Source organism: Natrinema sp. H-ect1, assembly GCF_041821105.1.
Taxonomy (GTDB): domain Archaea; phylum Halobacteriota; class Halobacteria; order Halobacteriales; family Natrialbaceae; genus Natrinema; species Natrinema thermotolerans.
The window spans coordinates 67883-94488 of sequence record NZ_JBGUBA010000001.1 but is presented as its reverse complement, the minus strand read 5'-3'; the positions used below and the strand labels follow the sequence as shown (position 1 = coordinate 94488).

The 26606-nt window shown below is 63.7% G+C and carries 21 protein-coding genes and 1 pseudogene; 15 read left to right on the top strand and 7 right to left on the bottom strand.

Annotated elements, in window-relative coordinates; genetic code table 11:
- Positions 1 to 32 precede the first annotated feature (32 nt).
- Together ACERIM_RS00480 and ACERIM_RS00475 are read right to left on the bottom strand one after the other, a co-directional pair.
- Positions 33 to 2015 carry an OPT family oligopeptide transporter gene (locus ACERIM_RS00480; protein ID WP_373630689.1) on the bottom strand — a complete coding sequence of 661 codons (1983 nt, stop codon included), beginning with the start codon at positions 2013 to 2015 and terminating at the stop codon, positions 33 to 35.
- Positions 2016 to 2365: 350 nt separating this feature from the next.
- On the bottom strand, positions 2366 to 3076 hold the full coding sequence (locus ACERIM_RS00475) for a hypothetical protein (RefSeq protein WP_006648874.1): 711 nt from the start codon (positions 3074 to 3076) through the stop codon (positions 2366 to 2368).
- A gap of 244 nt (positions 3077 to 3320) precedes the next feature.
- Here ACERIM_RS00475 and ACERIM_RS00470 point away from each other — a divergent pair.
- The 6 genes and pseudogenes from ACERIM_RS00470 (at position 3321) to ACERIM_RS00445 (ending at position 7332) form a co-directional block, all read left to right on the top strand.
- Positions 3321 to 3972, top strand: a pseudogene (locus ACERIM_RS00470) (hypothetical protein).
- Between the two features lie 89 nt (positions 3973 to 4061).
- Positions 4062 to 4208: a hypothetical protein gene (locus ACERIM_RS00465; RefSeq protein ID WP_006181694.1), complete on the top strand. Its 147-nt coding sequence runs from the start codon at positions 4062 to 4064 to the stop codon at positions 4206 to 4208.
- A gap of 474 nt (positions 4209 to 4682) precedes the next feature.
- A complete protein-coding gene (locus ACERIM_RS00460; protein WP_006181693.1) occupies positions 4683 to 4958 on the top strand; it encodes a PadR family transcriptional regulator in 276 nt (91 codons plus the stop codon).
- 119 nt (positions 4959 to 5077) lie between these two features.
- Positions 5078 to 6376 carry an MgtC/SapB family protein gene (locus tag ACERIM_RS00455; protein ID WP_006648872.1) on the top strand — a complete coding sequence of 433 codons (1299 nt, stop codon included), beginning with the start codon at positions 5078 to 5080 and terminating at the stop codon, positions 6374 to 6376.
- A gap of 279 nt (positions 6377 to 6655) precedes the next feature.
- Positions 6656 to 6904, top strand: a complete 249-nt coding sequence (locus ACERIM_RS00450; RefSeq protein WP_373630688.1) for an AbrB/MazE/SpoVT family DNA-binding domain-containing protein — start codon at positions 6656 to 6658, stop codon at positions 6902 to 6904.
- A complete protein-coding gene (locus ACERIM_RS00445; RefSeq protein WP_373630687.1) occupies positions 6904 to 7332 on the top strand; it encodes a type II toxin-antitoxin system VapC family toxin in 429 nt (142 codons plus the stop codon). The genes ACERIM_RS00450 and ACERIM_RS00445 overlap by 1 nt, the downstream gene beginning before the upstream one ends.
- A gap of 28 nt (positions 7333 to 7360) precedes the next feature.
- On the opposite strand, the gene purD is transcribed toward ACERIM_RS00445, so the two are convergent.
- The 3 genes from purD to ACERIM_RS00430 all read right to left on the bottom strand — a co-directional run bounded on the left by purD (position 7361) and on the right by ACERIM_RS00430 (position 10056).
- Positions 7361 to 8710, bottom strand: a complete 1350-nt coding sequence (gene purD, locus ACERIM_RS00440) for a phosphoribosylamine--glycine ligase (RefSeq protein ID WP_373630686.1) — start codon at positions 8708 to 8710, stop codon at positions 7361 to 7363.
- Positions 8711 to 8866: 156 nt separating this feature from the next.
- On the bottom strand, positions 8867 to 9478 hold the full coding sequence (locus ACERIM_RS00435) for a hypothetical protein (RefSeq protein ID WP_373630685.1): 612 nt from the start codon (positions 9476 to 9478) through the stop codon (positions 8867 to 8869).
- Positions 9475 to 10056: a hypothetical protein gene (locus ACERIM_RS00430; RefSeq protein ID WP_373630684.1), complete on the bottom strand. Its 582-nt coding sequence runs from the start codon at positions 10054 to 10056 to the stop codon at positions 9475 to 9477. Before ACERIM_RS00430 ends, ACERIM_RS00435 begins: the two co-directional genes overlap by 4 nt.
- Positions 10057 to 10377: 321 nt before the next feature.
- On the opposite strand from ACERIM_RS00430, the gene ACERIM_RS00425 reads away from it, so the two are divergent.
- The 7 genes from ACERIM_RS00425 to ACERIM_RS00395 all read left to right on the top strand — a co-directional run bounded on the left by ACERIM_RS00425 (position 10378) and on the right by ACERIM_RS00395 (position 20349).
- The gene (locus ACERIM_RS00425; protein WP_373630683.1) at positions 10378 to 10878 is read left to right on the top strand and encodes a hypothetical protein; all 501 of its coding nucleotides are present in this window, start codon (positions 10378 to 10380) and stop codon (positions 10876 to 10878) included.
- A 159-nt stretch (positions 10879 to 11037) separates the two neighbouring features.
- Entirely contained in the window at positions 11038 to 12054 is a 1017-nt protein-coding gene (gene thyA / locus ACERIM_RS00420; protein ID WP_373630682.1) for a thymidylate synthase, read from the top strand.
- Complete coding sequence (locus ACERIM_RS00415) at positions 12051 to 12611, top strand: dihydrofolate reductase (RefSeq protein ID WP_373630681.1); 561 nt, start codon at positions 12051 to 12053, stop codon at positions 12609 to 12611. The genes thyA and ACERIM_RS00415 overlap by 4 nt, the downstream gene beginning before the upstream one ends.
- 756 nt (positions 12612 to 13367) lie before the next feature.
- Entirely contained in the window at positions 13368 to 13862 is a 495-nt protein-coding gene (locus ACERIM_RS00410; RefSeq protein ID WP_373630680.1) for a calcium-binding protein, read from the top strand.
- Positions 13863 to 14315: 453 nt separating this feature from the next.
- Positions 14316 to 17078, top strand: a complete 2763-nt coding sequence (acnA, locus tag ACERIM_RS00405; RefSeq protein ID WP_373630679.1) for an aconitate hydratase AcnA — start codon at positions 14316 to 14318, stop codon at positions 17076 to 17078.
- 187 nt (positions 17079 to 17265) lie between these two features.
- The gene (locus ACERIM_RS00400) at positions 17266 to 17892 is read left to right on the top strand and encodes a CHRD domain-containing protein (protein ID WP_373630678.1); all 627 of its coding nucleotides are present in this window, start codon (positions 17266 to 17268) and stop codon (positions 17890 to 17892) included.
- A gap of 216 nt (positions 17893 to 18108) precedes the next feature.
- Positions 18109 to 20349 carry a thioredoxin domain-containing protein gene (locus ACERIM_RS00395; protein WP_373630677.1) on the top strand — a complete coding sequence of 747 codons (2241 nt, stop codon included), beginning with the start codon at positions 18109 to 18111 and terminating at the stop codon, positions 20347 to 20349.
- An 83-nt stretch (positions 20350 to 20432) separates the two neighbouring features.
- Here the strand turns inward: ACERIM_RS00395 and ACERIM_RS00390 are convergent, their stop codons facing one another.
- Both ACERIM_RS00390 and ACERIM_RS00385 read right to left on the bottom strand, forming a co-directional pair.
- Positions 20433 to 20807, bottom strand: coding sequence for a TlpA family protein disulfide reductase (locus ACERIM_RS00390; protein ID WP_373630676.1), 375 nt, complete (start codon positions 20805 to 20807; stop codon positions 20433 to 20435).
- A gap of 420 nt (positions 20808 to 21227) precedes the next feature.
- Positions 21228 to 22748: an aldehyde dehydrogenase gene (locus tag ACERIM_RS00385; protein WP_373630675.1), complete on the bottom strand. Its 1521-nt coding sequence runs from the start codon at positions 22746 to 22748 to the stop codon at positions 21228 to 21230.
- Positions 22749 to 23315: 567 nt separating this feature from the next.
- On the opposite strand from ACERIM_RS00385, the gene ACERIM_RS00380 reads away from it, so the two are divergent.
- Positions 23316 to 25040: a Na+/H+ antiporter NhaC family protein gene (locus ACERIM_RS00380; protein ID WP_049964353.1), complete on the top strand. Its 1725-nt coding sequence runs from the start codon at positions 23316 to 23318 to the stop codon at positions 25038 to 25040.
- A gap of 146 nt (positions 25041 to 25186) precedes the next feature.
- The gene (locus ACERIM_RS00375) at positions 25187 to 26572 is read left to right on the top strand and encodes an aspartate aminotransferase family protein (protein WP_373630674.1); all 1386 of its coding nucleotides are present in this window, start codon (positions 25187 to 25189) and stop codon (positions 26570 to 26572) included.
- The last annotated feature ends 34 nt before the right edge of the window (positions 26573 to 26606 follow it).

Here is a 26606-nt window from a genome sequence, read left to right as displayed (position 1 = left end):
GGCGACGTTCTCGGTCGTCGTGTCGGGCTCGATCACTGGTCGGACGCCTCGGTGTTGGGTGCGTTCCAGAGGACGCTCGCGGTGAAGAGCCCGACGAGCGCGACGAGCGCGACGACGCCGAGGATCGACTGCGTCCCGGCCTCGAGGCCGAGCGGGAACGGCGCGCCGTCGGCGTTTCCGGTCCCGGTGATATAGAGCGCGCCGATGACGATCCCCATGATCGCCTCGCCGGTGATCAGCCCGGCCGCGACGATCCGACCTCTCGAGGTCGCGTGTTCGGCGAGCGTGCCGTCCTCGTCGTCGCGTCGCGCGACGTAGCGGTCGATTCCGGCCCGGAGCAGGCCGCCGAGGAAGATCGGCGTCGCGAGCGTGATCGGGAGGTAGATCCCGACTGCAAAGGGCAGGACGGGGACGTCCATCAGGATCAGGACGATCGCGAAGACGGCACCGATGAGGATCATCCCCCACTGGGCGGAGCCCGTGAGGACGCCCTCGGAGATCAGCGCCATCATCCCGGCCTGCGGTGCGGGAATGGTCTCGCTCCCGATCCCGTAGGCCTGATCGAAGAAGGACAGGACCCACCCGGCGAACAGCGCCGAGACGGCGATCCCGATCACCTGTGCGAGCTGTTGGTTCCGGGGCGTCGCCCCGAGGAGGTAGCCCGTCTTGAGGTCCTGTGATGTGTCGCCCGCGACTGCCGCGGCGATGGCCACGACCGACGCGGTCACCAGCACGACGACGGGGTCGGTGACACCGGTCGATCGCAGTGCCAGCGCGGCGATCAGGATCGTCGCGACGGCCATCCCCGAGACGGGGTTCGAAGAGCTACCGACGACCCCGACGAGATAGGCCGAGACGGCGACGAAGAGGAACGCGGCGATCACCGCAATGAACCCGCCCAGCAGGCCGACCTGGACCTGCGGGACCGCGACCAGTGCGAGCGCGATCAGGATCGCGCCGCCCACGACGATCTTCATCGGCAGGTCCCGCTGGGTTCGTTTGCGGTCCGCGGTCGCATCCGATCCGGAGTCACGGATCTCCGCCGCGGCGGTGCCGAGCGCGTCGGCGATCGTCCCCCGCATCGAGACGACCGCGTAGAATCCGCCGACGATCATCGCCCCCGCACCGACGTAGCGGATGTACTCGTCCCAGACCTCGTTCGCCTGCACCATCAGTGCCGCGTCCGCGGCCGACTCCGGGACGAACCCGCCCGTGATCAAAAGCGGGATCAGCATCATCCAAGAGATCAGTCCGCCGCCGAAGACGTAGCCGGCGATCCGGGGTCCGATGATGTAGCCGACACCGATCAGGGCGGGCGTGAAGTCCCCGCCGATCGCGAACCCGTCGGTCTCGCCCGCGGAGAACGCCGTCTGGATCGTCGTCCGGAAGGCGGCCATCCCGTTGGCCAGCCACATGTAGACAAAGCCCACGAGGAACCCGACGGAGATGAGCTTCACTCCCTCATCGCCGCGCGACCCGGCCTCGAGGACGTCGGCACACGCGGTCCCCTCCGGATAGGGGAGTTCCTCGTGTTTGTCGACGATGAGATACCGACGCATCGGGATCATAAAGAGGACCCCGAGCAGGCCGCCGAGTATCGCCACGACCGCGGTGTTGACGATGTTGATCGGCTGATCGAGGAACGTGACGCCGGCGATCGTGAAGATGACGCCGGCCGCCAGCGCCTCGCCCGCGGAGGTCATCGTCTGGACGATGTTGTTCTCGAGGATCGTCCCGCCGATGCCGATCCGACGGAGCCCGTAGAACACGCCCATACTGATGACTGCCGCCGGGATGGAGGCACTGATCGTCATCCCCGAGCGCATCCCGAGGTACATGTTCGCGGTCAGCATCACCACGTTGAGCGCGAGCCCGATCAGGACTGCCTTGATCGTGAGTTCAGCGACACTCCGTCCGGCGGGGACGTACGGCGACGGTCCGTCGCCCGTCGTCTGCTCGCTGCCGATACGACTGCCGTTCGACTCCGTCTGCTCTTCTGGTGATCCGTGTGACATAGTCGATTGCAGCGAACGGCCGCGTCCGTTCGTTCCGTGCCGCTCGAGCGCCGTCTCAGGTGCCGACAGTCGGCTCGTCCAGCGGGGAGGGATCGACAGACCGAGCGCGTTCCGATCCGATCTCGGAGGGTCGGTTCCTGACCGGCCGCCGGTTCGAACCGGCGGTCGACACCGGGAGAGCGAGTTCGGGCAGGGCCGTCGCTGCGTTCGTCTGGCAATAATTGGGGGATCCTATAAGAATGAAAAGATTCGGACCGACGGTTGTTGCCGGCCGCCATTCGATTCGGTCTTCGACGCGGTCGCCGGCAGTGCCCGAATGCGGTCGGCGACCCGATCGGGTTCGGCCCGCGTCACTCGAGGGCGTCCAGTCGCTCCTGGGCCTGTGAGAAGGCGAACTCGTCGCCGCGGAGCCCGTTTGCCAGGTCGCGCGTCGCCTCGACGAGGCGTTCGGCGGTTCGGGGCTCGACGTCGCCATCGAGCATCCGGATCCGCTTGACGTGTTCGCCAAGCGTCTCGAGGGCCTGCCGTTCGCTGGCGGTCAGGTCGCGGTCCGCGGCCCAGGTGCGAACGTCGCGTCGGTACTCCCGGACGGCGTCGGCGTAGGCGAGCCCACGGGCCGCCCGCAGCGTTGATGGAACGTCCTCCACGGGCGGCCGCTCGCCCTGATCAGCGTCCCGGAGCAGGGCGAGGAAGTACAGTTCCTCGCGGTCCTCGAGGCGGATCTCCCGGCCGACGATGTCGGCGACGTGGAGTAACTCGGCCGCGGCGAGGTAGGTGTCGTCGAGGTCCCGGAGGGTACCGGCGTTGACGAACCCGCGGCGGCGGACGTACTCGCGACAGCGTTCGCCGGCCCGCTCGGCGAGGTCGTTGGTGTCGGCCTCGTCGATGGCGTTTCGAACCGGCGTCAGGTCGAACGACACGCGCAAGTCGGTGTGTTCGGTCCGCTCGTCGACGCCGACGCTCCGGAGGCTCCCGCAGGCCGGACAGCCGACGCTACCCGTCTCGTAGTACGACCAGCGGGTCCCACACTCCTTGCACTCGCGCTCGCCCCGGATCTTCATACGCCGTGGTAGGGTCGGGACCGCAAAAGGCCCACCGGACCCGACTCGCGTACAGTCCCGCACCACCGAATCGGTTCAGTGCTGTCGGGCGGGTAGTGGCGCTGGCGTCAGTTTCGTCTCACAACGGACTGTTGGGTTCCGAAACCGATGACCGTCATCGTTCCCTGGGTGGCGTTCAAGAGGCAATTAACGGCTAGCAGGTGCAGGCCACATCCGGATCGAGGAGACCGTCCAACGAACGGATATGTCCCAACAGCGACTGACCCGACGGACGTTCGTGACTGCAAGCGGAACCGCAGGCGTCGCCGCGCTGGCCGGCTGTGCGAACAGCGGTCCCGGCGACGGCAACGAGACGAACGATACCGACGACGGGACGGGCACCGACGGGAACGGCGACGACACGTATACGCTGACGGTCACGGTCGAGGGCGACGACGGCCCGGTCGAAGGCGCGACCGTCACGCTCGAGCAGGCCGGTATGGGCGACATGGACGACGAGGCCGGTGGAACGGAGAACGAGTCGGACAACGGGACGGACGATGCGATAGGCAACGAGTCGGAGAACGAAACCGACGCCGGTGGCATGGAAAACGAGTCCGATAACGAGACCGAACGGCGGAACGGGCAACGAGACGACCACGGACGGCGAGGGCACGGCGTTCCCGATGGAGGACGAGACCGACGGTGACGGCGAGGTCGAGTTCGAGGACCTCGAGGACGGCGAGTACACCGTCTCCGCCGAGAACGAGGGCGACGAAACCGAGGACGACGTCGAGATCGACGGCGACGACGCGGACGTCACGCTCGCGTTCGGCGACGCCGACACCGAGGACGACGGAACCGGAAACGAGACCGAAAGCGGCGACGAGAACGCCACCGAAAGCGACGACGCCTAAGCGAACCGCGCCCACCGGTCGAGCGATCGACGCCAGTGTGAGTCGAGTACGTGCCGGCTTTTTTCCCCTCTCGGTCGGTAGTGACTGGTATGCGAGACGAAGAAGAAATCCGCGAGCAGTACGAGTTCCTCACAGAACACCTCGAGAGCGACGAGATGCGCCACGACGGCGTCGAGGAGATGTTCACTTACTACAAGCGCGCGATCGGCTGGGTCCTCGAGGAAGAACACATCTGATCGCGGCCGGGCGTGGCTTCTCGGTCGACGCCGCCGAGCCGTGTCGTTACATTTAAGTAGACACAACGGAATCTTCCACGTGACGCTTCGCTTGGAGGGCCGAAGCGTCAGCGGGGACCAATTCAGGGCGGCAAGCGATCGCGTGACATTTTTCCGTCACGCGATCTGCTTTCCTGTTTCGAGACGATTGTTCTAGTCCTGACGCATCGATTCGGACACTACTGGCCAGTCTCTCGTCTGTCGAAAAACGACTGCTCGGGCACCGTTCTCGCCAATATAATTGTACGGAAATATAATAGCTGTACTGTAAACATGACCCACTCGTTATGTGTGGTCTGCCGGACGATGCGTCACCGGAGTTATGGATCCCGGTCACTCGAAACGACTCCGTTCACTGGTAATACGACTCTTTCGCTCGAAACGACCCGATAGCCTTATTAAAATTCGACAGTAAATGCGATTGGTACTTCCCCAATGTACGACCTGACAGGATTTCAGCGTGACCTGCTCTACGTCATCGCTGGCGAGGAGGAGCCACACGGACTAGCCATCAAAGAGGAACTCGAGCAGTACTACGAAAAGGAGATCCATCACGGCCGCCTCTACCCGAACCTCGATACCCTCGTCGACAAGGGGCTCGTCGAGAAGGGCCGGCGCGACCGCCGAACGAACTTCTATACGCTCACACGGCGCGGCCGCCGGGAACTCGAGGCACGCCGTGACTGGGAGTCCCAGTACGTCGACCTGTAGCGCGTTCTCGATCCGGTTCGGCGTCGCACCGTCCAGTCGGTCACAGCGCATCGAACCGCCACCGAGCCGCCGTCGACGCCGGCGGGCCGCTTATATGCAACCACGGTGAACGGTCGGGAGTGAACGAGGTCCCGTTGCAACTCGCCAACGCACCCCTCGAGGAGACCGTCGTCCGGCTCGCGCTGGCCGGCGCGCTGGGGATGTTCCTCGGGCTCGAGCGGGAGTGGTCACAGAAGGCCGCCGGCATTCGGACGTTTTCCCTGATCAGCCTGCTCGGGGCGGTCTTTACCGTGCTGGTCCGTGAGGGCGACGTCGGCGAGAGCCTGCTCCTGCTGGGCGGTCTGTTGGTGATCGTCCAGGGGGTCTTGCTGGCCGTCCAGGGCCTCATGGAAGGCGAGCCGGCCGAAACCGGCCTCTCGCTGACGACCTCGGTATCGATGCTCGTCGCCTACGGCGTCGGCGTGTTAGTCGCGGCCGGGTTCATCCTCGAGGGGGTCACTGTCGCGGTCCTCTCGTCGCTGTTGCTGGTGTTAAAGCGGGAACTCCACGAGTTCGCGTGGGGGCTCTCCCGCGAGGAGATGCGCTCGACGACCGAATTTGCCATCCTCGCGTTCGTCATCTATCCGCTCCTCCCGGCGACCTACGAGCCCGAAGTCGCCGGCATCACCATCCCGCTCGAGCCCCAGGTCATCTGGCTGATGGTCGTCGCCGTCGCGGGGATCGGCATCGCCAACTACGCGATCGTCTCGACCTACGGCGGCCGCGGGATCGCGATCACCGGCTTCTTCGGCGGGCTGGCTTCCTCGACGGCCGTCGTCGGGACGATGCTCGACCACGTCGACCAGCGCCCCGAGGCGGCCTCCTACGCCGTCGCCGCGATCCTGCTGGCCAACGCCGCGATGGCCGCCCGCAACCTCGCGATCGCAGTCGGCTTTACCGCCGGCGGCGAGGCCGGGATCCTCCTCGAGGCGATCGTTCCGCTCGGGGCCGTCATCGTCCTCGCGTTCGCCGTCGCGGCCGCGACCGCCGACTGGAGCGAGTCCGGACCGATGGAACTCGAGAGCCCCTTCTCGCTGAAAAACGCCCTCGGGTTCGGTGCGGTCTTTCTCGTCGTCCTCGTCTTCGGATCGCTGGCCGAGACGTGGTTCGGGACGCTGGGCTTCTACGCGACGGCCGTCGCCAGCGGCTTCGTCTCGAGCGCCGGCGCAACCACCTCGGCGGTCGTCCTCTACCGGGGCGGCCAGCTCGGGCCCGCCGAGGCGACGATCGCCATCCTGCTCGCGACCGTCTCGAGCATCGTCGTCAAGGCCCTGTTGGCCGCGACATCGACGAACGACGGCTTTCGCAACCGGGTCGCGGCCTACAGCACCGTCTTGCTCGTCGGCGGTGCGCTCGCGTCCGTACTGCTCGTCGTCTGAACTGAGACCGAGCATCGGCGGATCGACGTGAGACGGTCCTCGAGACGGCGTTCCGACGTGGGCTGTTGAGTTAGACTGGGCTACGAGACGCTGCGACTGCTGCCGCCGCTGGACGTGACAAGCGGGAGATCGAGCTGGGGATGGAGCTGTTGCTCGAGGCGATCGATGAGGCCGCGTCCTGAAGCCCGGGTCGGAATCGGTCACGTTTCTGGAAGCCGCACTCGATCACCTGAAAATTAGGAGGCAAATTATTTCCTAACTGACCGCGTAGAGTCGGGTATGTCACACCGGATCGAGGACGAAACGACCATAAACGACAGCTATTCCGTCACGGTTCCGGCAGCGGTCCGACGCGAACTCGATATCGAAGCCGGGGACAAAATCCGCTGGCGCGTCACCGAAGACGGAACCCTCTCCGTCGAAGTTGTAACGCAACGGTACGGTGCGTTTTCCGAACTCGACCCCGTTGATATCGGTGAGGAAACCGATGCGGCCGACGATCACGACCTCATCCCCGGAGACTCCTAATGGCTCGAGTCGTCGTCGATGCGAACGTTCTCATCGCCGCTCGGTTATCGCGGGACCAAAACCACGACCGTGCGGTTGCCATCTCGAGAGCGGTCGATCACGGAACCCTCCCGACTGCATACGTGTTGAGCGACGTCCTTGAGGAGGTCATCAACTACCTCCAACGAAAGGGGAAACATGACGTCGCTGTACGGACGCTCGACGCGATCATCGAAAGCAGTGGGTTCGAAATCGTCCATACGCCGAAACGCGATATCGACGCCGGACGATCGCTGTTCCGAAAGTACGAATCGCTCTCGCTGACGGATGCAGTCATCGCGGCGTCGATGGGCCGCCGCGAACTCGAGTTCCTCTACTCGTTCGACGACGGGTTCGATGCGGTCGACGGGATCACTCGTGTCACGACGGCAACGAATCCGTTCGAGTAGTCTCTCTCCGTCCAGACAGGGACGATCGCTACTCGCCGCGGAGTTCGTTCACGTGATCGATTCGCTTCTGGACGAGGTCCGCCTTGCCGATGTCGTGGCGGATCCGCAGTCCCTCCTCGCCGGCGACCGCGAGCGCGTCCTCGGCGATCTCCTCGGCCGCGGCGATCGAGTCGGCGGTCCCGACGACGGCGAACGACCGCGAGGTGGTCGTGTAGATGCCGTCGTCGCGCTCGTCCACGCTGGCGTAGTACAGCAGGGCGTCGCCGGCGCTCTCTCGCGGCTCATCGCCGCTCGAGTTTTCCGTGGCGCGGACCGACCGCGCCACGCTCTCTTCATCGACCTGTACTTTCGCGCCGGCTTCGGGATCGGTCGGATAGCCGTCGGGGACGGCGTACTTACAGACCGTCGCCTGCTCGGCAAAGTCGAGTTCGGGCGGGGCCTCGCCGTCCCGCGCCGCGGTGAGGACCTCGAGGAAGTCCGTCTCGAGGACGGGCAGGGTGTTCATCGCCTCGGGGTCGCCGAAGCGGGCGTTGAACTCGACGACGCGGGGACCGGTCTCGGTCAGCATGAACTGGCCGTAGAGGATCCCGCGGTAGTCCTCGAGGGCGTCGACGGTAGCCGCGATGATCTCGACGGCGTCGGTGTAGTCCTCGGGGGTCATGAACGGCAGCTCCGGCGTCGCGTCGGCGTAGCTGCCCATCCCACCGGTGTTCGGCCCGTCGTCGCCCTCGTAGGCGCGTTTGTGGTCCTGCACCGCGGGCGCGGTCCGGAACTCGCCGTTGGCGACGAACGCCTGGATCGTGAACTCCTCGCCGATCAGCCGTTCCTCGAGGACGATCCGGTCGTAGTCGGCGTCGCGGATGTACTCCTTGCCCTCCTCGGCGGTGACCTGATCGCCGATGACCTTGACGCCCTTGCCGCCGGTGAGGCCAGCGGGCTTGATCGCCAGATCGCCGTCGTACTCGTCGATGTAGTCACACGCCGCGTCCATGTCGTCGAAGGTCTCGAAGTCGGGACAGCCCGGAATGTCGTTTTCCGCCATGAACCGCCGCTGGAAGGCCTTGTCCGTCTCGATACGGGCATCGGCCTCTTTCGGGCCGAACGGGTAGACGCCCGCGGCCTCGAGTGCGTCCGCGACGCCGGCTTCGAGGGGCGCTTCCGGACCGATGACGGCGATGGTCGCGTCGACCGCCTCGGCGTAGTCGACGACGGCCTCGGGATCGGTCGTCTCGAGCGTCTCGAACCCGGCGGCGATCCGGGCGATGCCGGGGTTCTTGTTGCCGGCACAGGCGTAGAGGTCGGCCTCGCTGTCCTCGAGCGCGCGGGCGATGGCGTGTTCGCGGCCGCCGCCCCCGATCAGCAGCACGTTCTCTCGCATGGTCGATAGCGGAACGCACGAACCTGTAAGCGTTGCTCTTTCCGTGACCGGAAGTATCCACGTTCGTGGGCAGGGTCAGCGGCACCCCGCCTCGGTTATCGACCGATACTCGACGCGAACGAGTCGTCGCTCGCCCTCGTCTCAGTCTGTATCCCCTTACCGGCCGTCGGCGCGGAGCCGTCGTCGGAAAAAGCCGACGAGCCCGCTGACGTATCCCGTCCCCCAGATCGCCACGAGTACCGCGCCGACGGCGTTGAACACGAAGTCCGTCACGATGTCGTCGATCCCGTAGACGGTGACCAGCCCGCCGAACGCGAACTCGAGGACCTCCCAGACGACGCCGGCGGCGAGGACGAAGACGACGATGAACACCGACCGGAACGCCGGCGGGACGTCGATCTCGTCGGAGTGCAACTCGAGCGCCCGGAATGCCGCGTAGCCGACGCCCGCGACGATCGTCGCCGAGACCGCGTGGGTGATCTCGTCGTACCACTGGAACTCGACGTACAGCCAGAGGGAGCCGGCGGTGTGGAGGACGACGGCGACGGCGATCCAGCAGACGAGTCCGGGATCCATCGAGTAGCCATACTCCCGGCGCAACAGCGCCGGCAGGAGCGTGACTGCGAGCGCGAGCGCTGCCGTCGTCGCGACCGTGAACTCCCCCGTCACGAGGCCGTACCCGACCAGAACGAGCAAGACGAGCTGCAGGGCCCGCGTGATCGCTCGCTCCTGGGCGTCCGAGAGCCCCAGCACGTCGCCGAGCGTCATGGCGACCCCGTTCCGTTTCGGGAGACGCCGCCCGCGGGCTCGAACCGGGCGAAGTACACTTGGAGGAGCGCGCCGAGGACGAGGCCGAGGCCCGTCACGACGACGAAGTCCCACTGGAGTTCGGTCTGGGATCGCAGGTACGCCGTCCCAAGCCACTGGTCCGCGTAGAACTGGACGACGGTCCACAGCGCCTGCAACGCCAGGGTCGTCATCACCGCGAAGACGATGGCGAACCGGCGGCTCAACTCGACCGAGGTGAACGCCTCGAGTTCGGCGACGACGACCAGTGCGAGCGTCGCGATGGCGAGATACGCCACGGGTTCGAACGACGCGCCGGCCGCGCGGGCGACCGCGGCGAACGCCGCGATCGCCATCAGCGGCCAGGGAACCGTCGCGGTCCAGTCGCGGGTCGCGACCGCCGGAATCGACGCCACGGCCACGATGAACAGCTCGAACCCGCCCCAGAGCGGCACGTCGCGAAAAACGCCCTCGAGCCCGTCGACGGCGACGACGGCCGTCAGTAGCCAGCAGACGATATCGCCCCGCCGCTCGTCGTGGCCGAACCGCTCGCGGGTCACTATCGGAGTGGTCGCCGCGCTGGCACTAAAATCCGAACCACGATTGTAGCGCGTTAGAACGTTCTAGAACTACTCGATCGCTATTAATGAGCGTCAGTCCGAACAGAACGTTCGGATCGGCGGCGGGTATCGGACCGCCGGTGAATCGACCGGGGACGAACGGTTTCCCAAGGGGTTGCGCCCATCACATGGATCCCGAGCCGATCGATACGGAAGCGTCCGTCTCGGGAACGACTGTGCAGCCCGTTCAGCGGAGGTGGGCACAGTCGTGATTTCAGCTATACAAACGATTATACTTCTTCTTCTCGAGTCCGGAAATAGATGCGGACAACAGCGGTAATCGTCACGGTATACGTCGTCGCCGTCGTACTCGTCGGACTCGTCCTCGGGGCGAGTATGGTATTAGACGGTGACGCGTCGGCGGCCGATCCCGTCCACGTTGAACGGGTTCCGGTCGCGCCGGAACGGCCGGCGGATTTGAACGCGACGAGTGCCGCTGACTACGGGATCGAGTACGAAGAGACTCGTCTCTACAACGATGTCATCGCGAGCCACAATCACACGCTGGATTTTGACGAGAGCGTACGCACCCAGTGTACTGCGACCTCGGTCTCCGAGACGGTGGCGGACCGGTTTTCCGTCCGCCTCGAATGCAGGGGTGGACTCGAGGTGACGGACGCCCCCGCCGAGTCGGAGGCGTTCACGTATACCGTCACGTATCGCATAACCGAGACCGAGACGAATCAGACCGGTATTCGAAACTATCCGTTCGGTGAACGCGATACGCTCGAGACCGTTCGTTCGCGAACGCTGGGGCACTGAAATCACGCCCGCACCGTCCCGTCCGCGAAACGGTCGCCCGTGACCGACGCGAGCCACGCAAAGCGGCCGACGACGACCGACCCCTCGTCGATCCTGTTCCCAGCGCGATGGGTTCTGGATCGTGCGTTATTATAGTCGTCCGGTCGCACAGTACGAGCAATGCGACAGTACCTCGATCTCGTCGACACGGTCCTCTCGGAGGGTACCCACAAGCCCAACCGGACCGGCGTCGACACGATCTCGTCGTTCAGCGAACACTACGAGGTCGACCTGCAGGAAGGGTATCCCCTGCTCACGACCAAGGAGATGGACGGCTACCGCTGGAACTCGATGCTGCATGAAGTCTGCTGGTATCTCTCCGGCGAGGAACACATCCGCGACCTCCGTGAGGAGACCAAGATCTGGGACGCCTGGGCCGACGACGAGGGCCGGCTCGATACCGCTTACGGCCGCTTCTGGCGGCGGTTCCCGGTCCCCGAAGACGACGCCCGCCTCGAGGGCGAGTCCTGGCCCGACGAGACCCAGCAGTGGGTCACCGAAGAAGCGGACGGCCGGCGGACCTTCGACCAGTTGCAGTACGTGATCGACACGCTCTCCGATTCGCCGAACTCCCGGCGACTGGTGGTCAACGCCTGGCACCCCGCCAACGCCGCTGTCTCGACGCTGCCGCCCTGTCACTACTCCTTTGTCTTCAACGTCCAGGGCGACCGCCTGAACTGCCATCTTACGCAGCGATCGGGCGACACCGCGCTCGGGATCCCCTTCAACATCGCGGCCTACGCGCTTCTGACGAAAGTCATCGCCCAGCAGACCGGCTTCGAGCCCGGCACCTTCGCGCACACCGTCGTCGACACGCACGTCTACTGCGGCCGCGGCGACCGGGGCGACTGGTACGCCGACAACCTCGAGGCCCTCCAGTCCCGACTGGCCGACGTCGACGAGCGGGCGGACTACCTCGAGGTCAAGGACTGGCTCGAGTCCGAAGCCCCTGCCGAGGCCGAGGGTGACGAACGCCTCGATCACGTCCCCGGCCTGCTCGAGCAACTCTCGCGGGAGCCGCTGGAACGGCCGACGCTCGCAGTCGCCGACGTCTCGATCGACGAGCTGTCCTACGAGGACGTCGAGCTTCGGGAGTACGAGTCCCACGACGGCATCGAGTTCTCGGTGGCCGAATGAGCGAGGACCGTGACGTGACCGAGGCGGCAGCCGCCCTCGAGCCCGCCCGCGAACTCGTCGGCATCGTCGCCGTCGCCGACAACGGCGTCATCGGCAAGGACGGCGATATGCCGTGGCACGTTCCCGAGGACCTCCAGCACTTCAAGGCGGCGACGATGGACCACCCGGTCATCATGGGTCGGGTGACCTACGAGGGGATCCTCGAGACGCTCGGCGAACCGCTGCCCGGCCGGACGACGGTCGTCCTGACGAGCCGGGACCTCGAGACGCCCGAGGGAGCCGTGGTCGCCCACGATCTCGAGTCGGCCCTCGAGCGGGCGGAGACGGCCGCGCGCGAGCGCCACGACGATGCCGACCGGATCTTCCTCGCGGGCGGCGCGACCGTCTACGAACAGTTCCTGCCCGCGCTCGACCGGCTGATCGTGACCGAGATCCACGACGACCCCGAGGGCGACACCTCCTTTCCGGAGTGGGACCGGTCCGAGTGGACCGTCGTCTCCCGAGACGATCGGGACGGGTTCTCCTTCCTCGAGTACGCGCGTCGGGAAGGGAAGTAGCGCCGTCGGAACCGTCACACAGCTGTTTCTGACCCGCGTCTATCGCCGTAATCCGGGTTTGGTCGATGGCAGCGGCGTATGAGGGGGGCGTGGCGGGACCGCGTTCACGACGCGTGACAATACACGAGCGGAATCCCGGACACCGCCTCTCGCGGGCCAGTTCGCACCTCTGGCCCTGTCACCGGCCTCTGCACTCGAGCCCACAGTAGTCACGTTCGACGGCTACGACCGTGAACAGTCCGAGCGGTCGTGATCGGGGACCCAGTACGGACAGTCACGAAGCGCGAGGAGTAGCGGCTGCTGACTTCCTGCCGAACAGTCCACGGAAAGCGTTTGTTTCGCTATATGGTCAGTTTCAGGTCGCCACTCGCTATCGCAAAACCACGAGAGGGCGGCGCTATCGCCGTCGACTCTTGGAACGAACGACGGTGACCGGCACCCAGTGAGGTGTCATTCACAACCTCACACGTGACGGGGTTTAACGAAACCGAACGACGCCATCGGAATTCCGTTGCGATGAATAAACAATCATTTCTGATAGGTTCCCCGCCGCGTCCCGTAACCCGGCGAAATAGGCCACTAAATACCGTATTAGCGGGTCTGTTCGTAGAAAATTCGAAATAGAGTGTGAAACGATGGTTCCGACTTATGCGAAAATCGGGCCAAGGAACGTCTACCCCGAACAGGGGACTCAGAGTGAGAGACATGACAGAAGAAACTGACAACGGACTATTCGGCGACTCGCGGCGATCGTTCATGAAAAAAGGCGCCCTCACCGCAGGTGCGGTAGCGCTCGGAACTGCTGGTGCGGGGACTGCGACGGCCCAAGACGGCGGCTCGGGAAGCGTGGTCGTGCCCAACGACGACTACGAGCCGGGCGTGGACTTCACCGTCGCCTCGGCGCTGAACGACGGAACGAAGGACGAACTGTTCAGCGAGCTCGGTCTGGAAGAGGAGTTCGACACCCCGGACGACTGGGACGTCTACATCATCAACTACGACATGGGCGGTTCCGCCCCGTCGCTCGGTCACCTGATGACTGAGGACGTCGACCTCAGTGCCGGCGACAGCGATACGATGGGGACCGACGGAGAGTTCCGCAACGCCGAGCTGGGCCTGGTCGAGGCCACCCCCGGCGAAACCGGCGAAACCGGCGGTGGCGGCGATGGCGGCGAACCCGCGGCGGACGAAGAAGACGACGGGATGGGCGGCGGCAACGAGACCGACGGCGGTAACGGCGGCGGCAACTAAACCGCCCGTTTTTCGATTTACTCCCTTTTGTTCACAGTCGGTAACGGTTCCAGCCGTCGCTCTCGACGCGGAGTTCCGTAGACGAGAGCCCAAGCCGATGCCGAGTCCACGTTCGGTCGAGCGCCCGGTCTTGGACGATAGAGCAGCCGGCGATCGCCATCGTTTCGAAGAAACGGCCCGTTTCACCCCGGCACTCGACGAGTCGGTGAGACGACTCTGCAGGAGCCGATTCGCGTACGTTCGTGTCAACGCGACGGGTGTCACACAGCCGATTCGGAGCTGTCGTGGCCGACTCCGAGTCGATTCGTTCCCCGACTGATCCGTCCCGGCGACTCGCGGCTCCCGTTGCCACCGTCCGGCAGTGGTCAACCGGCACACCGACAAATAACGGGTCCAGGCCGACATACTTGCGGTTCTCGACGGATTCAAATCACGGGGGCCCCAATTCCGGTCATGGCAACCGACGATTTCTCGGACGCGATCCGGGAGTTCGAACACGACGGCGAGACGTACAAGATGGCCGATCTCACGGTCCTCGAGGAGCAGGGGCTCTGTGACCTCGAGAAACTGCCGGTGAGCATCCGGATCCTGCTCGAGTCGGTGCTGCGTAACGCCGACGGAGAGACGATCGACAACGACGCCGTCCGGGCGGCGGCCTCGTGGGAACCCGACGTTCCGGACGCCGAGGTGCCGTTTACCGTCTCGCGGGTCGTCCTGCAGGACCTGACTGGCGTGCCGGCGGTCGTCGACCTCGCGGCGCTGCGCTCCGCGGCCGATCGCAAGGGCGTCGACCCGACGGTCGTCGAACCCGAAGTCCCCTGTGACCTCGTGATCGACCACAGCGTCCAGGTCGACCACTTCGGCAGCGACGACGCATACGAGAAGAACGTCGAAATCGAGTACGAACGTAACGAGGAGCGATACCGTGCGATCAAGTGGGCCGAACAGGCGTTCGACGAGTTCAACGTCGTCCCGCCGGGAACCGGGATCGTCCACCAGGTCAACCTGGAACACCTCGGCCGCGTCGTCCACGAGCGCGAAGTCGACGGCGAGCAGTGGCTCGTGCCCGACACGCTCGTCGGCACGGACAGCCACACCCCGATGATCGGCGGTATCGGATCCGTCGGCTGGGGTGTCGGCGGTATCGAGGCCGAGGCCGCGCTGCTCGGCCAGCCGATCAACATGAGCCTGCCGGAGGTCGTCGGCGTCCGTCTGTCGGGCGACCTCCCCGACGGCGCGACCGCGACGGACCTCGTGTTGCACATTACCGAGCGGCTCCGTGAGGTCGGCGTCGTCGACAAGTTCGTCGAATTCTACGGTCCCGGCGTCTCGGAACTCTCCGTGGCGGACCGGGCGACCATCTCGAACATGGCGCCCGAACAGGGCTCGACCATCAGCATGTTCCCCGTCGACGAAAAGACCCTCGAGTACCTCGAACTCACTGGCCGCGACGAGGACCACATCGAACTCGTCCGCGAGTACCTCGAGGCACAGGGGCTGTTCGGCGAACAGGAACCGGAGTACACGGAGACCGTCGACTTCGACCTCGGCGACGTCGAACCCAGCCTCGCGGGCCACAAGAAACCCCACGACCGAATCCCGATGGGCGACCTCGACGACCACTTCCCGGCCCTGCTCGAGGAGGAGGGCGTCATCGGTCCCGGCGGCGAGCCGGCGATCGGCGACGGCAGCGGCGCGAGCGCGGCGGACGCGACCGACGCTGGACCGGGACTCCCGCTCGACGAGAAAGTACCCGTCGAACTCGAGGACGGCACCGAGATCGAGATCGGTCACGGCGACGTCCTCGTCAGCGCGATCACGTCCTGTACGAACACGTCGAACCCGTCCGTGATGGTCGGTGCCGGCTTGCTGGCCCGTAACGCGGCCGAACGGGGACTCGAGGTGCCCGACTACGTCAAGACGAGCCTCGCGCCCGGGAGCCGCGTCGTCACGGAGTACCTCGAGCGAGCGGAGCTGCTCGACGATCTGGAGGAGTTGGGCTATCACGTCGTCGGCTACGGCTGTACGACCTGTATCGGGAACTCCGGGCCGCTCCCGGAGCCGATCGAGAACGCCATCGACGAACACGACCTCTGGACGACGAGCGTCCTCTCCGGCAATCGGAACTTCGAGGCCCGTATCCACCCGAAAATCAAGGCTAACTATCTCGCCAGCCCGCCGCTGGTCGTCGCCTACGGCCTCGCGGGACGGATGGATATCGACCTCGAGAACGAGCCGATCGGCACCGGCGACGACGGCGAGGCGGTCTACCTCGAGGACATCTGGCCCGACACCGAGGAGATCCGCGACACGATCCACGACAGCGTCTCCCCGGAGATGTTCGAGGAGAAGTACGCCAGCGTCTACGAGGGCGACGAGCGCTGGGAGGCACTCGACGCACCGACCGGCGCGGTCTACGACTGGGACCCCGAATCGACGTACATCCGCGAGCCGCCGTTCTTCCAGGACTTCCCGCTCGAGAAACCCGGCGTCGACAACGTCGAGGACGCGCGTGCACTGTTGACGCTCGGTGACACCGTCACGACCGACCACATCAGCCCCGCTGGACCGTTCGGCGAGGACCTGCCAGCCGGCCAGTGGCTCAAAGAGCGCGGCGTCGAACCCTACGAGTTCAACACCTACGGCTCGCGCCGTGGGAACCACGAGGTCATGATGCGCGGTACCTTCGCGAACGTCCGCATCAAAAACGAACTGCTGGACGGCAAGGAGGGTGGCTACACCGTCCACCACCCGACCGGCGAAGAGACCACCGTCTTCGAAGCCTCCGAGCGCTACCGCGAGGAAGACACGCCGCTGATCGTCATGGCCGGCGAGGAACTCGGGACCGGCTCGAGCCGTGACTGGGCCGCGAAAGGGACCGACCTGCTCGGTATCCGCGCGACCATCGGCAAGAGCTACGAGCGGATCTACCGTGACAACCTCATCGGCATGGGCGTCTTGCCCCTGCAGTTCCAGGACGGCGAGGGCTGGGAGGAACTCGGCCTCGAGGGCGACGAGTACTTCGAAATCGAGGGCTTAGAGGACGGCCTCGAGCCCAACGCCGAGCTGACCGTGACCGCCGAAGCCGACGACGGCACCGTCACCGAGTTCGAGGTCACCGCACAGGTCGACACGCCGATGGCTGTCGAATACGTCGAGAACGGTGGCGTTCTCCACCTCGTACTCCGACGACTGCTGCAGGAAAAGACGCAGTAGCGACCTCGAGACCGACGGATCCGGTCTTCAGTTTGCCGTTCGGTCACCGCAGTGGCCCGTCTGGCCGCAGACGGCGATAAACGGGCGATTGCAGCGCGGAGACCGTCGGATTACTGTCGGACGTATCGCGTCGGTGTGTGAGTACTATGGTGTCCCACGTCGTTCGTTGCCGGGAGGTGCCAACGCGATGCACGAACCCGATTCCACTCGACGGACAGCGCTGAAAGGACTCGCCCTTCTCGGTGCCGGTACGACCGGTATCGGCGTCGCAGCAGCCGAGGACCACCGTAACGGCGACGGGAACCACGGTGACGACCCCGGAGACGGCCAGCAGTCTTCCCCCTCCGGCCTCTTCGTCGCCACTCTCGAGCCCCGAGAGGGGGTCGAGACGGACGCACGAGGAACGGCGTTGGTCCAGGAACGTCAGGACGGGCTGAAGTTCGTTCTCCAGGTCTCGAACCTCGAGAACGCGTTTATGGGCCACGTTCACGAGGACGAGACCCTCGGCCCGATCGCCGTCTGGCTGTACGATTTCCTGACGCAGGACGAGCGCCTCGAGGAGGGCCGTTTCTCCGGGATCTTGGACGCCGGGACGATCACCGACGAGGCCGTCGCGGAGGGACGCGTGTCGGAGGCCGAATCGGAGACCGTCGACGATCTGCTCGGCAAGCTCGAGGCCGGCGAGGCGTACGTAAACGTTCATACGGAAGCGCATCCCAGCGGCGAAATCGCCGGGGCCCTCGTCCCGTTCGATCCGTCGGACGTGATGCGTCGCGGTGGTTTCGACGACGGTTCTGAATCGGACGATCCCTGATCCGAATCCGACACGTCCAGCGCGGGGCCGCGAACGGAGGCAGCGGCACCGTTTCGGAGCCGGTCGGTATCGGGCTCCGAACTGGAGATGTTTGCGCGAGCGAGTCGTGATCGGTAGGTGAATCGTTTCAGTGGCTCCGATAGCGATGCCGTCCGTCAGTCGCCAACGAGCGGCGGGCACGCCGGCCTTTTACAGCGGCCGGCCGTAAAGCGAGCCATGACCGACCCGACACGGCGCAACCGGCTCGACGAGGAGGAAAGCCCCTACCTGCGCCAGCACGCGGACAACCCCGTCAACTGGCAACCGTGGGACGAACAGGCCCTCGAGGCCGCGAAAGAGCGCGACGTGCCTATCTTCCTCTCGATCGGCTACTCGGCGTGTCACTGGTGTCACGTGATGGAGGAAGAGAGCTTCGCCGACGAGGCCGTCGCCGAGGTACTCAACGAGAACTTCGTCCCGATCAAGGTCGACCGCGAGGAGCGTCCCGATGTCGACAGCATTTACATGACCGTCTGCCAGCTCGTCCGCGGACAGGGCGGCTGGCCGCTCTCGGCGTGGCTCACGCCCGAGGGCAAGCCCTTCTTCATCGGGACCTACTTCCCGCGGGAGGGCAAGCGGGGCCAGCCCGGGTTTTTGGACCTCTGTGAACGGATCAGCGACTCCTGGGAAAGCGAGGAGGACCGCGAGGAGATGCAACACCGCGCCCAGCAGTGGACCGACGCCGCGACAGACCGCCTCGAGGAGACGCCGGATTCCGCGGGGGTCGACGCCGGCGGCGCCGCGGAACCACCCTCGAGCGACGTTCTCGAGGCGGCAGCCGACGCCGTCCTCCGGAGCGCCGACCGCCAGTACGGCGGCTTCGGGACCGGGCAGAAGTTCCCCCAGCCCTCGCGGCTGCGCGTCCTCGCGCGGACGTACGACCGCACCGGCCGCGAGGAGTACCGCGAGGTACTCGAGGAGACGCTGGACGCGATGGCCGCCGGTGGACTCGCCGACCACGTCGGCGGCGGCTTTCATCGCTACTGTGTCGACCGGGACTGGACGGTCCCTCACTTCGAGAAGATGCTCTACGACAACGCGGAGATCCCACGGGCCTTCCTCGCGGGCTACCAGCTCACCGGCGAGGACCGCTACGCCGAGACCGTCGCGGACACGCTGGCGTTCGTCGATCGGGAGCTGACCCACGATGAGGGCGGCTTCTTCAGCACCCTCGACGCCCAGAGCGAGGATCCCGAAACGGGCGAGCGCGAGGAGGGCGCGTTCTACGTCTGGACCCCCGAGGAGGTCCACGACGTCATCGCGGACGAGACCGACGCCTCGCTGTTCTGTGCCCGGTACGACATCACGGAATCGGGCAACTTCGAGGGGCAGAACCAGCCCAACCGTATCGCCCGGGTGTCTGAGCTGACCTCGCAGTTCGACCTCGCGGAGAGCGAGGTCTTGAAGCGACTCGACTCGGCCCGGAAGCGGCTGTTCGAGGCCCGCGAGGAGCGGCCCCGGCCGGACCGCGACGAGAAAATACTGGCGGGCTGGAACGGGCTGATGATCTCGACCTACGCCGAGGCGGCGCTGGTACTCGGCGAGGACGAGTACGCCGAAACCGCCGTCGACGCCCTCGAGTTCGTCCGGGATCGGCTCTGGGACGACGAGAGCCAGCGCCTCTCGCGGCGCTACAAAGATGTCTCCGAGCCGCGCTCGGAGGCTCGTGAGACGCAGTCTCACGGTGGCGACGTCAAAGTCGACGGCTACCTCGAGGACTACGCCTTCCTCGCGCGGGGCGCACTCGATTGCTATCAGGCCACCGGCGACATCGACCATCTCGCCTTCGCGCTCGAGTTGGCCCGGGTCATCGAGACCGAGTTCTGGGATGCCGACCGCGGAACGCTCTATTTCACGCCCGAGAGCGGCGAGTCGCTCGTGACGCGACCGCAGGAACTGGGCGACCAGTCGACGCCCTCGTCGACCGGCGTGGCGGTCGAAACGCTGCTTGCCCTCGACGAGTTCGCAGCGAGCGAGTTCGGCGACATCGCCGCGACCGTCCTCGAGACGCACGCGAACAAACTCGAGGCAAACGCGCTCGAACACGCGACGCTGTGTCTCGCCGCCGATCGACTGGCGGCCGGCGCGCTCGAGGTGACCGTCGCGGCCGACGAGTTGCCGACCGAGTGGCGCGAGGCGTTCGCGTCGCGGTACCTGCCCGATCGGCTGTTCGCGTTGCGGCCGCCGACCGAGGCGGGCCTCGAGACGTGGCTCGAGACGCTGGGGCTCGCGGACGCGCCCCCGATCTGGGCCGGCCGCGAGGCCCGCGACGGCGAGCCGACGCTGTACGTCTGTCGCGATCGGACGTGTTCACCGCCGACCCACGACGTGGACGAGGCGCTCGAGTGGCTCGGCGAGAACACCGCCGACGTCGGTTCGGCCGAGCCGACCGCCGACGAATCGGGGAGTCCGTTCTAGGGCTGTCGTACAGTCGGTTCGCAGTCAGTATCGGGGACTCCCGACCGAGACGGACGATTCGACCGACTCCGCACCCGCCCTCGTTACGCGAGTTCGTTCTCGAGTTGGTCGGCCAGCCAGACTGCCGGCGGCACGTCTTCTTCCTCGACGAACCGAACGATCTCCTCGCCGTCGTCGGTCTCGACGACGATCGTCGGGATGAACTCGATGTCGTACGCCTCGACGCCCGGTCCCTGCTTGTCCTCATCGACGTTGACCTCCTCGATACGGTCGTCGGGGACCTCGGCTGCCTCGAGTGCCGCACCGAAATCGGGCAGCAGGGCGCGACAGTCCTTGCACCAGTCGCCGCCCCAGATCTTGTACACCAGTTCGTCGTTGTGCGCTTCGAGCGTCTCGACCGCCTCCTCGTAGGACGCCGCGTCCCACGTGGGGTTCGGCCGCATGGTCTCGAGACTCATACGCACGACTTGTCGGTCGGTGGGCTTAACGGCGGTGTTTCCGACGGGAGACTCGCTCGAGGGTCCGTCCCACTGATCGGCACTATTGGAAGTACAGTTATTGGACAACTCCCGCCTCGAACGAAGCGCGATGTGTGTATTGACTGATTGCTTCGGCAGGGATCCCAGCGCGCGTATTTTCAGGTGCCGACTGTCGGCTCCCGCGTTCCGTGGCGGCCCCGCCTTGGTGACGTTGCCGGGACTGTCCCTGAACGAACGCCGATCGGGGGAGTACGACTCGAATCCACGCTTCGCCATCCGGCCGTTGGCTCGATTTCTGACCACACGAAAGCAACCGATATCCCCCGCAATCGACTCCCTGCTCGAATAGCGGTATACTGAGCCGTGAAAAGACGGAATCGTGGCTGTCGGACGCAGTCGCTATAGCTCGGGCTCGTCGAGTCGCATGTTGACCGTTTTCGTCTGCGTATAGTGATCGAGCGTTTCTTCAGCGCATTCACGGCCGATTCCAGAGCGTTTGTACCCGCCGAACGGAACACCGAGGTCATCGCCGGGGTATTTGTTAACTGCGATCAGACCAGCTTCGATATCCGAAGCAGCCTGATGGGCGAGGGATGCGTTTTCGGTGATCACGTATCCCGCGAGACCGTACTCGATATCGTTAGCCATCTCGATCGCTTCGTCGTAGTCGGAGAACGTGAGGAGACACTCGACTGGTCCGAAGATCTCCTCCTGTGCAATTCTCATATCGTTACTGACGTCGTCGAAGATCGTCGGCTCGATGAACCATCCGTCCTCGAGGTCCGGATCGTCTGGAGCGCTCCCCCCAGTCAGTAAGGTTGCGCCTTCCTCCGTCCCGAGTTCGATATAGTCCGTGACCTTCTCGTACTGGCCCTGATGTGCCAGGGGGCCCATCATGGTCCCCTCTTCGAGGGGATCGCCAACGGTGTAGTCGGCTGCGTGGTCGAGGAACGCCTCCGTGAACTCCGCCTTAATGTCCTCGTGGAGGAGGATACGCGACGCGGCGTCACACGCCTGGCCGGTGTTGTAGAAGATGCCGTCCGCGGCCGCTTCGGCAGCGGTTTCGACATCTGCATCGGGGAACACGATCATGGGACTCTTCCCACCGAGTTCGAGCGTCACCGGTGTGATGTTGGCCGCGGCTGCCTTCATAATCGTCTCCCCGGTCAGATCCTCGCCAGTGAACGCGAGCTTGCGAACGTCTTCGTGTTCCGTCAGTGGAGCGCCGGCCTCTTCGCCGTATCCGGGAACGACGTTCAAAACGCCGTCAGGAAGAATGCCCTCGGACAGTTGAGCAGCGTATAGAGCAGTCAGCGGTGTGAGTTCTGCGGGTTTTATCACGACGGTGTTCCCGGTCGCTAGCGCGGGGCCGACTTTCCACGATAGAAGATAGAGGGGGAAGTTCCACGGCGTGATCTGTCCACAAACTCCGTAGGGTTCGCGTTGTGTATACACCAGAGAATCCCCGTCAACGGGAATCTGTTTTCCGCCGTGTGACCGCGCGATATCCGCATAATACGAGAGGAAAGCGATTGCCCCGTCGATTTCTTCTTTTGCGAATTCGAGCGGTTTCCCCGTATCGAGACTCTCGAGAAGACCGAGTGTGTCACGGTGTGCCGAAAGTTCCTCGGCCCACTCGTTCAGTAGCGCGGACCGTTCGGAAACTCCAATATCGCCCCATTCGCCCTCGAAAGAGGATTGTGCAGCGTCGACGGCAGTCTCGATATCCTCGCTGGTACATCGTGGGACGTCCGCGATCGCTTCGTCGATCACCGGGTCCGTCGTCCGGAAGGTCTCCCCGGTGCTTGCCGATCGCGTTTCGCCGTCAATCCAAGCGCCGAAGGTGATCTCCGCAGTTGCTTCGTCGATCGCGCGGCGGTGTCGCTGCCGGATCTCTCCGTGGGATTCCTCGTTATCCATACACGGTGTGATTGCTTCCAATCTTATTAAACGTTGTTCATAATTCTCCTATTAAGTTGACTCTGGGTCGATAATGAGGGTGAAATAGAAATCGATGGCAGCGGTACTGTGTCGGAAATCTCCCGCCTATGTGGTGCGGGCATGAGGAACGTCGGGCGCTGTCCGTTCGAGAAGTGAGTGGACCACCGCGAGAAACACGGTTTCCCCGTCGTCGGGTTTCTCGTCGGCCGATCCGGTTCTCGGACTGCTTGCCCTCGAGTCGATCCGGACGGCCCAACGATATCGACCGAAACGCGTCGAACGGGGTTCCCCACCGTCAAATTCGGATCGGACGGTTCCGGGGTGGACGAGCGGACGAGGACTCGAGAGGACGATCGAACGGTTGGTGTCGTACTACGATCACCGTCGGCCCCATCGGCGCTTGACGGACGAAGCAAGTCGTGGAGGGACGGCCCCGACCGCCCCGATGTTGTATACTGTTCAAATTGGATCGGGTTTGTAGAATATAGGCCACATATTGTGCGCTAGTAGTAAACTATATAGTGTGAAACTCTCATATGTTGGACCATGTCAGCCACGACATACGGTGCATGGTCTCTGTTGCCACTGATACTCGCGATCGGTGTCGCCATCAAAACTCGGAAAGCGATTATCGGGCTGTTTTTAGGTGTCTGGTCCGGAGGCGCGATTTATCGCTACTTCGACGGGGTCGATCTCGCCGCAAGTCTCTTTAGCGGGGTCGGACTCCCGTCCTACGAACCGCTCAATATTGTCGTTGGTATCATTATCGCTGGATTCTGGGGTTCGATCGACGCGCTTCAGTGGATCTCGGAGTCAGTCGGTGAAAGCGTGTTCAACATGCAGATCATCCTCTTAGTTCTGTTCTTAGGTTCCGCTATTGCGATGATCTGGAAGTTGGGTGGGACACTCGCCGCCGCAGAGAAGGTCACTGAGTACGTCGATAGCAAACGAAAAGCCGGTCTGGCAGCGTGGCTAATGGGAATCGGGTTATTTTTCGACGATTACGCCAACGCGGCGATCGTTGGGACGACGATGAAAGACATATCGGACGAGCTTAATATGTCTCGCGAAAAGCTGTCCTATATTGTCGACTCTACGGCCGCGCCGGTTTCGACTCTTGCATTATCTTCGTGGGTCGCCTTCCAGATGTCAATGATCAACACCGGCTACGAAGCAACGGATATTCCGGCCAGTGAAGTCCCGTCTTCTTTCTTAATATTTATCAAATCCATCCCGTTCAACATGTATTCTATCTTGGCGATCGTCATGGTCGGGATTATCGTGGTCACCCAGCGCGACTTCGGTGCGATGCTGTCCGCGGAACATCGTGCCCGTGAAACCGGGAAGGTCAACGGGGAAAAGGCGCAGCCGATGCAGGACATAAAAGGAGAACTGGGAGAGCCCATCGAGGGAGCGCCGAGAATGCTCCGGACGTTTTTTGTTCCCGTCCTCGTTCTTCTGGGTGTCGTCACGGTCGGTGCAATCATAACGGGATACGAACCTGGACGAACACTGCGAGAGATACTGATCAATGCGAACTACATTTTCACCATCGTCGTTGGTTCGTTCGCTATGGTCGGGTCGACGTGGTACTACGCATACTTCTACGACTATATGTCAGTCGGGGAGAGCGTGGACACCTCCGTGAAAGGATTTAAGATTATGCTGACGCCGCTGACGATCCTCGTGCTGGCGTGGACTATTGGCTCTGTCGTCGAACAGCTGGGAACTGGCGAATACGTTGCAACGTACGCGACGATGGTATTGACGCCTGAAACGCTCCCCATCGTGGTTCTGCTGATTGGATCGTTCATGGCGTTTACGATGGGCGACTCTTGGGCCGTTATGGCGGTTCTGACTCCCATCGCAGTTCCGCTCGCCTGGGAGCTTACCGCCAGTCACACGATGGTCGCTGTCGTCGTCGGCGCAACGTTCTCAGGAGCCATCTTCGGAGATCACTCTTCGCCAGTTGCTCCAACGACAGTACTTGCAGCGACGTTCACCGGAGCGGACCTGATAGACCACGTCCGAACGCAGGTTTACTACGCGCTCACCGTCGTCGCAGTTTCCACGGTCTTACTCCTGACGTGGGGATACGGTTCCCCCATTTGGGGACGCTCGATCTGGGCAGCCGTCGCACTACTTCTCGTTGGGAGCGTCCTCCTGACCGGTATCGTTTATTTCCTCTCGGGATGGGACGCGAGGCGAAAGAACATCTCGGCTACCGTCACGAATCACGAAACGCATAGCTTGGAGGCCGGTGATGACTGACGCATCTCAGAGAGCTAGTTAGTCGGCCCTCGATCCGTCTGGCCGTAGCCGATCATCTCGTTTGAACAGAGTGCAACTAAAACCCTATTACTCGTTCAATATCCTATATAAGAAAGTTTTATTATATTTGGGCCCAGATAACGCGTATGGACCTGGACAATCTCGACCACAAAGAACTGTACCGTGAACGCACACAGGGTAACAAGGAATTTTTCGAACGTGCGAAGCAAGTGACGCCGCTCGGTGTCGAATCCAACGTGCGACATTTCGATCCGTATCCGATCTACGTGAATCGCGCGGAAGGATCGTACGTTTACGACGTCGACGGGAACGAATACCTCGACTTCTTGATGGCTCTTGGTCCCAAAATCTTGGGTCACAATCACCCTGCTGTTACCGAAGCAGTGAAAGAACAAGCAGAGAGGGCTGATCTAACCGCCACTCCACAGGTCATCAGTATCGAACTGATGGAAAAAATCGTCGAGTGGGTTCCCAGTATCGAGAAGGTCCGTTTGACAAACAGCGGTTCGGAGGCGACCATGCACGCTCTCCGCGTAGCTCGATCGTATACTGGCAACGACAAGATCGCCAAACCGGAAGGTGGCTACGGCGGTGCACACGATTATCTTCTCCAGAGCGTCCTCGCTGACGAAGACGCATTGGGAGACGAAAAACGGCCGAATACGGTGTCATACGGGTCGGGAATTCCAGACCAAATCAGCGATCTCACTGTCGCGTTCCCCTTCAACGATAAGGAAGCGACGGAGGAAATCCTCCGAGAACACGCCGATGACTTAGCCGCAGTCATCATCGAGCCGGTTATGTTTTCAGCTGGCTGTCTGAAACCGCAGGACGGCTACCACGAATTCCTACGTGACCTGACGGACGAGTTGGACATCGTCCTGATTTGGGACGAAGTCATGACCGGCTTCCGTCTCGCTCCGGGTGGCGCCCAAGAGCGGTTCGGGATCGAACCGGACATGACGACGTTCGCGAAAGCGGTCGGCGGGGGATATCAGATGGCCGGATTCGGCGGAACGGCCGAAATCATGAACGAGATTATCCCACCGGAAGAATCCAACGCACAAAAGAGTTGGCAGACGACGGCGTTCCACGGTGGAACGTACAACGGCCACCCTGTCTCGGCAGCCGCCTCGCTAAAGACTCTCGAGGTCCTCGAGGAGGAGGACGTCTACGCCGACATCGATCGAAAAGGGGAACTGCTCTTCGATGGGTTACAGGAAGTCATCGACGACGTCGGAATTCCCGCCCACGTCGAGTACATCGGTTCGGCGGGTCAGGTCCTCATGATGGATGACGACCTGGACGGGTTCCGTGATCTGTTCGGCGCAAACGGCGACCAGTTCAACGACTGGTTCGTCGAGGCCGCTGCTCGCGGAGTTCTCTTCGGCATTCCGCCGCAAGGCGAGCGGTTCTTTACTGCGTATAGCCACACCGAGGACGAAATCGAACGCGCCCTCGAGGTAGCCGAAGATGCGTTCAAGGCGGTCGACCACGAGTACGACGAATAAAGCGCATCTGTAGGTCCACCCTCTAGTAGCCGGC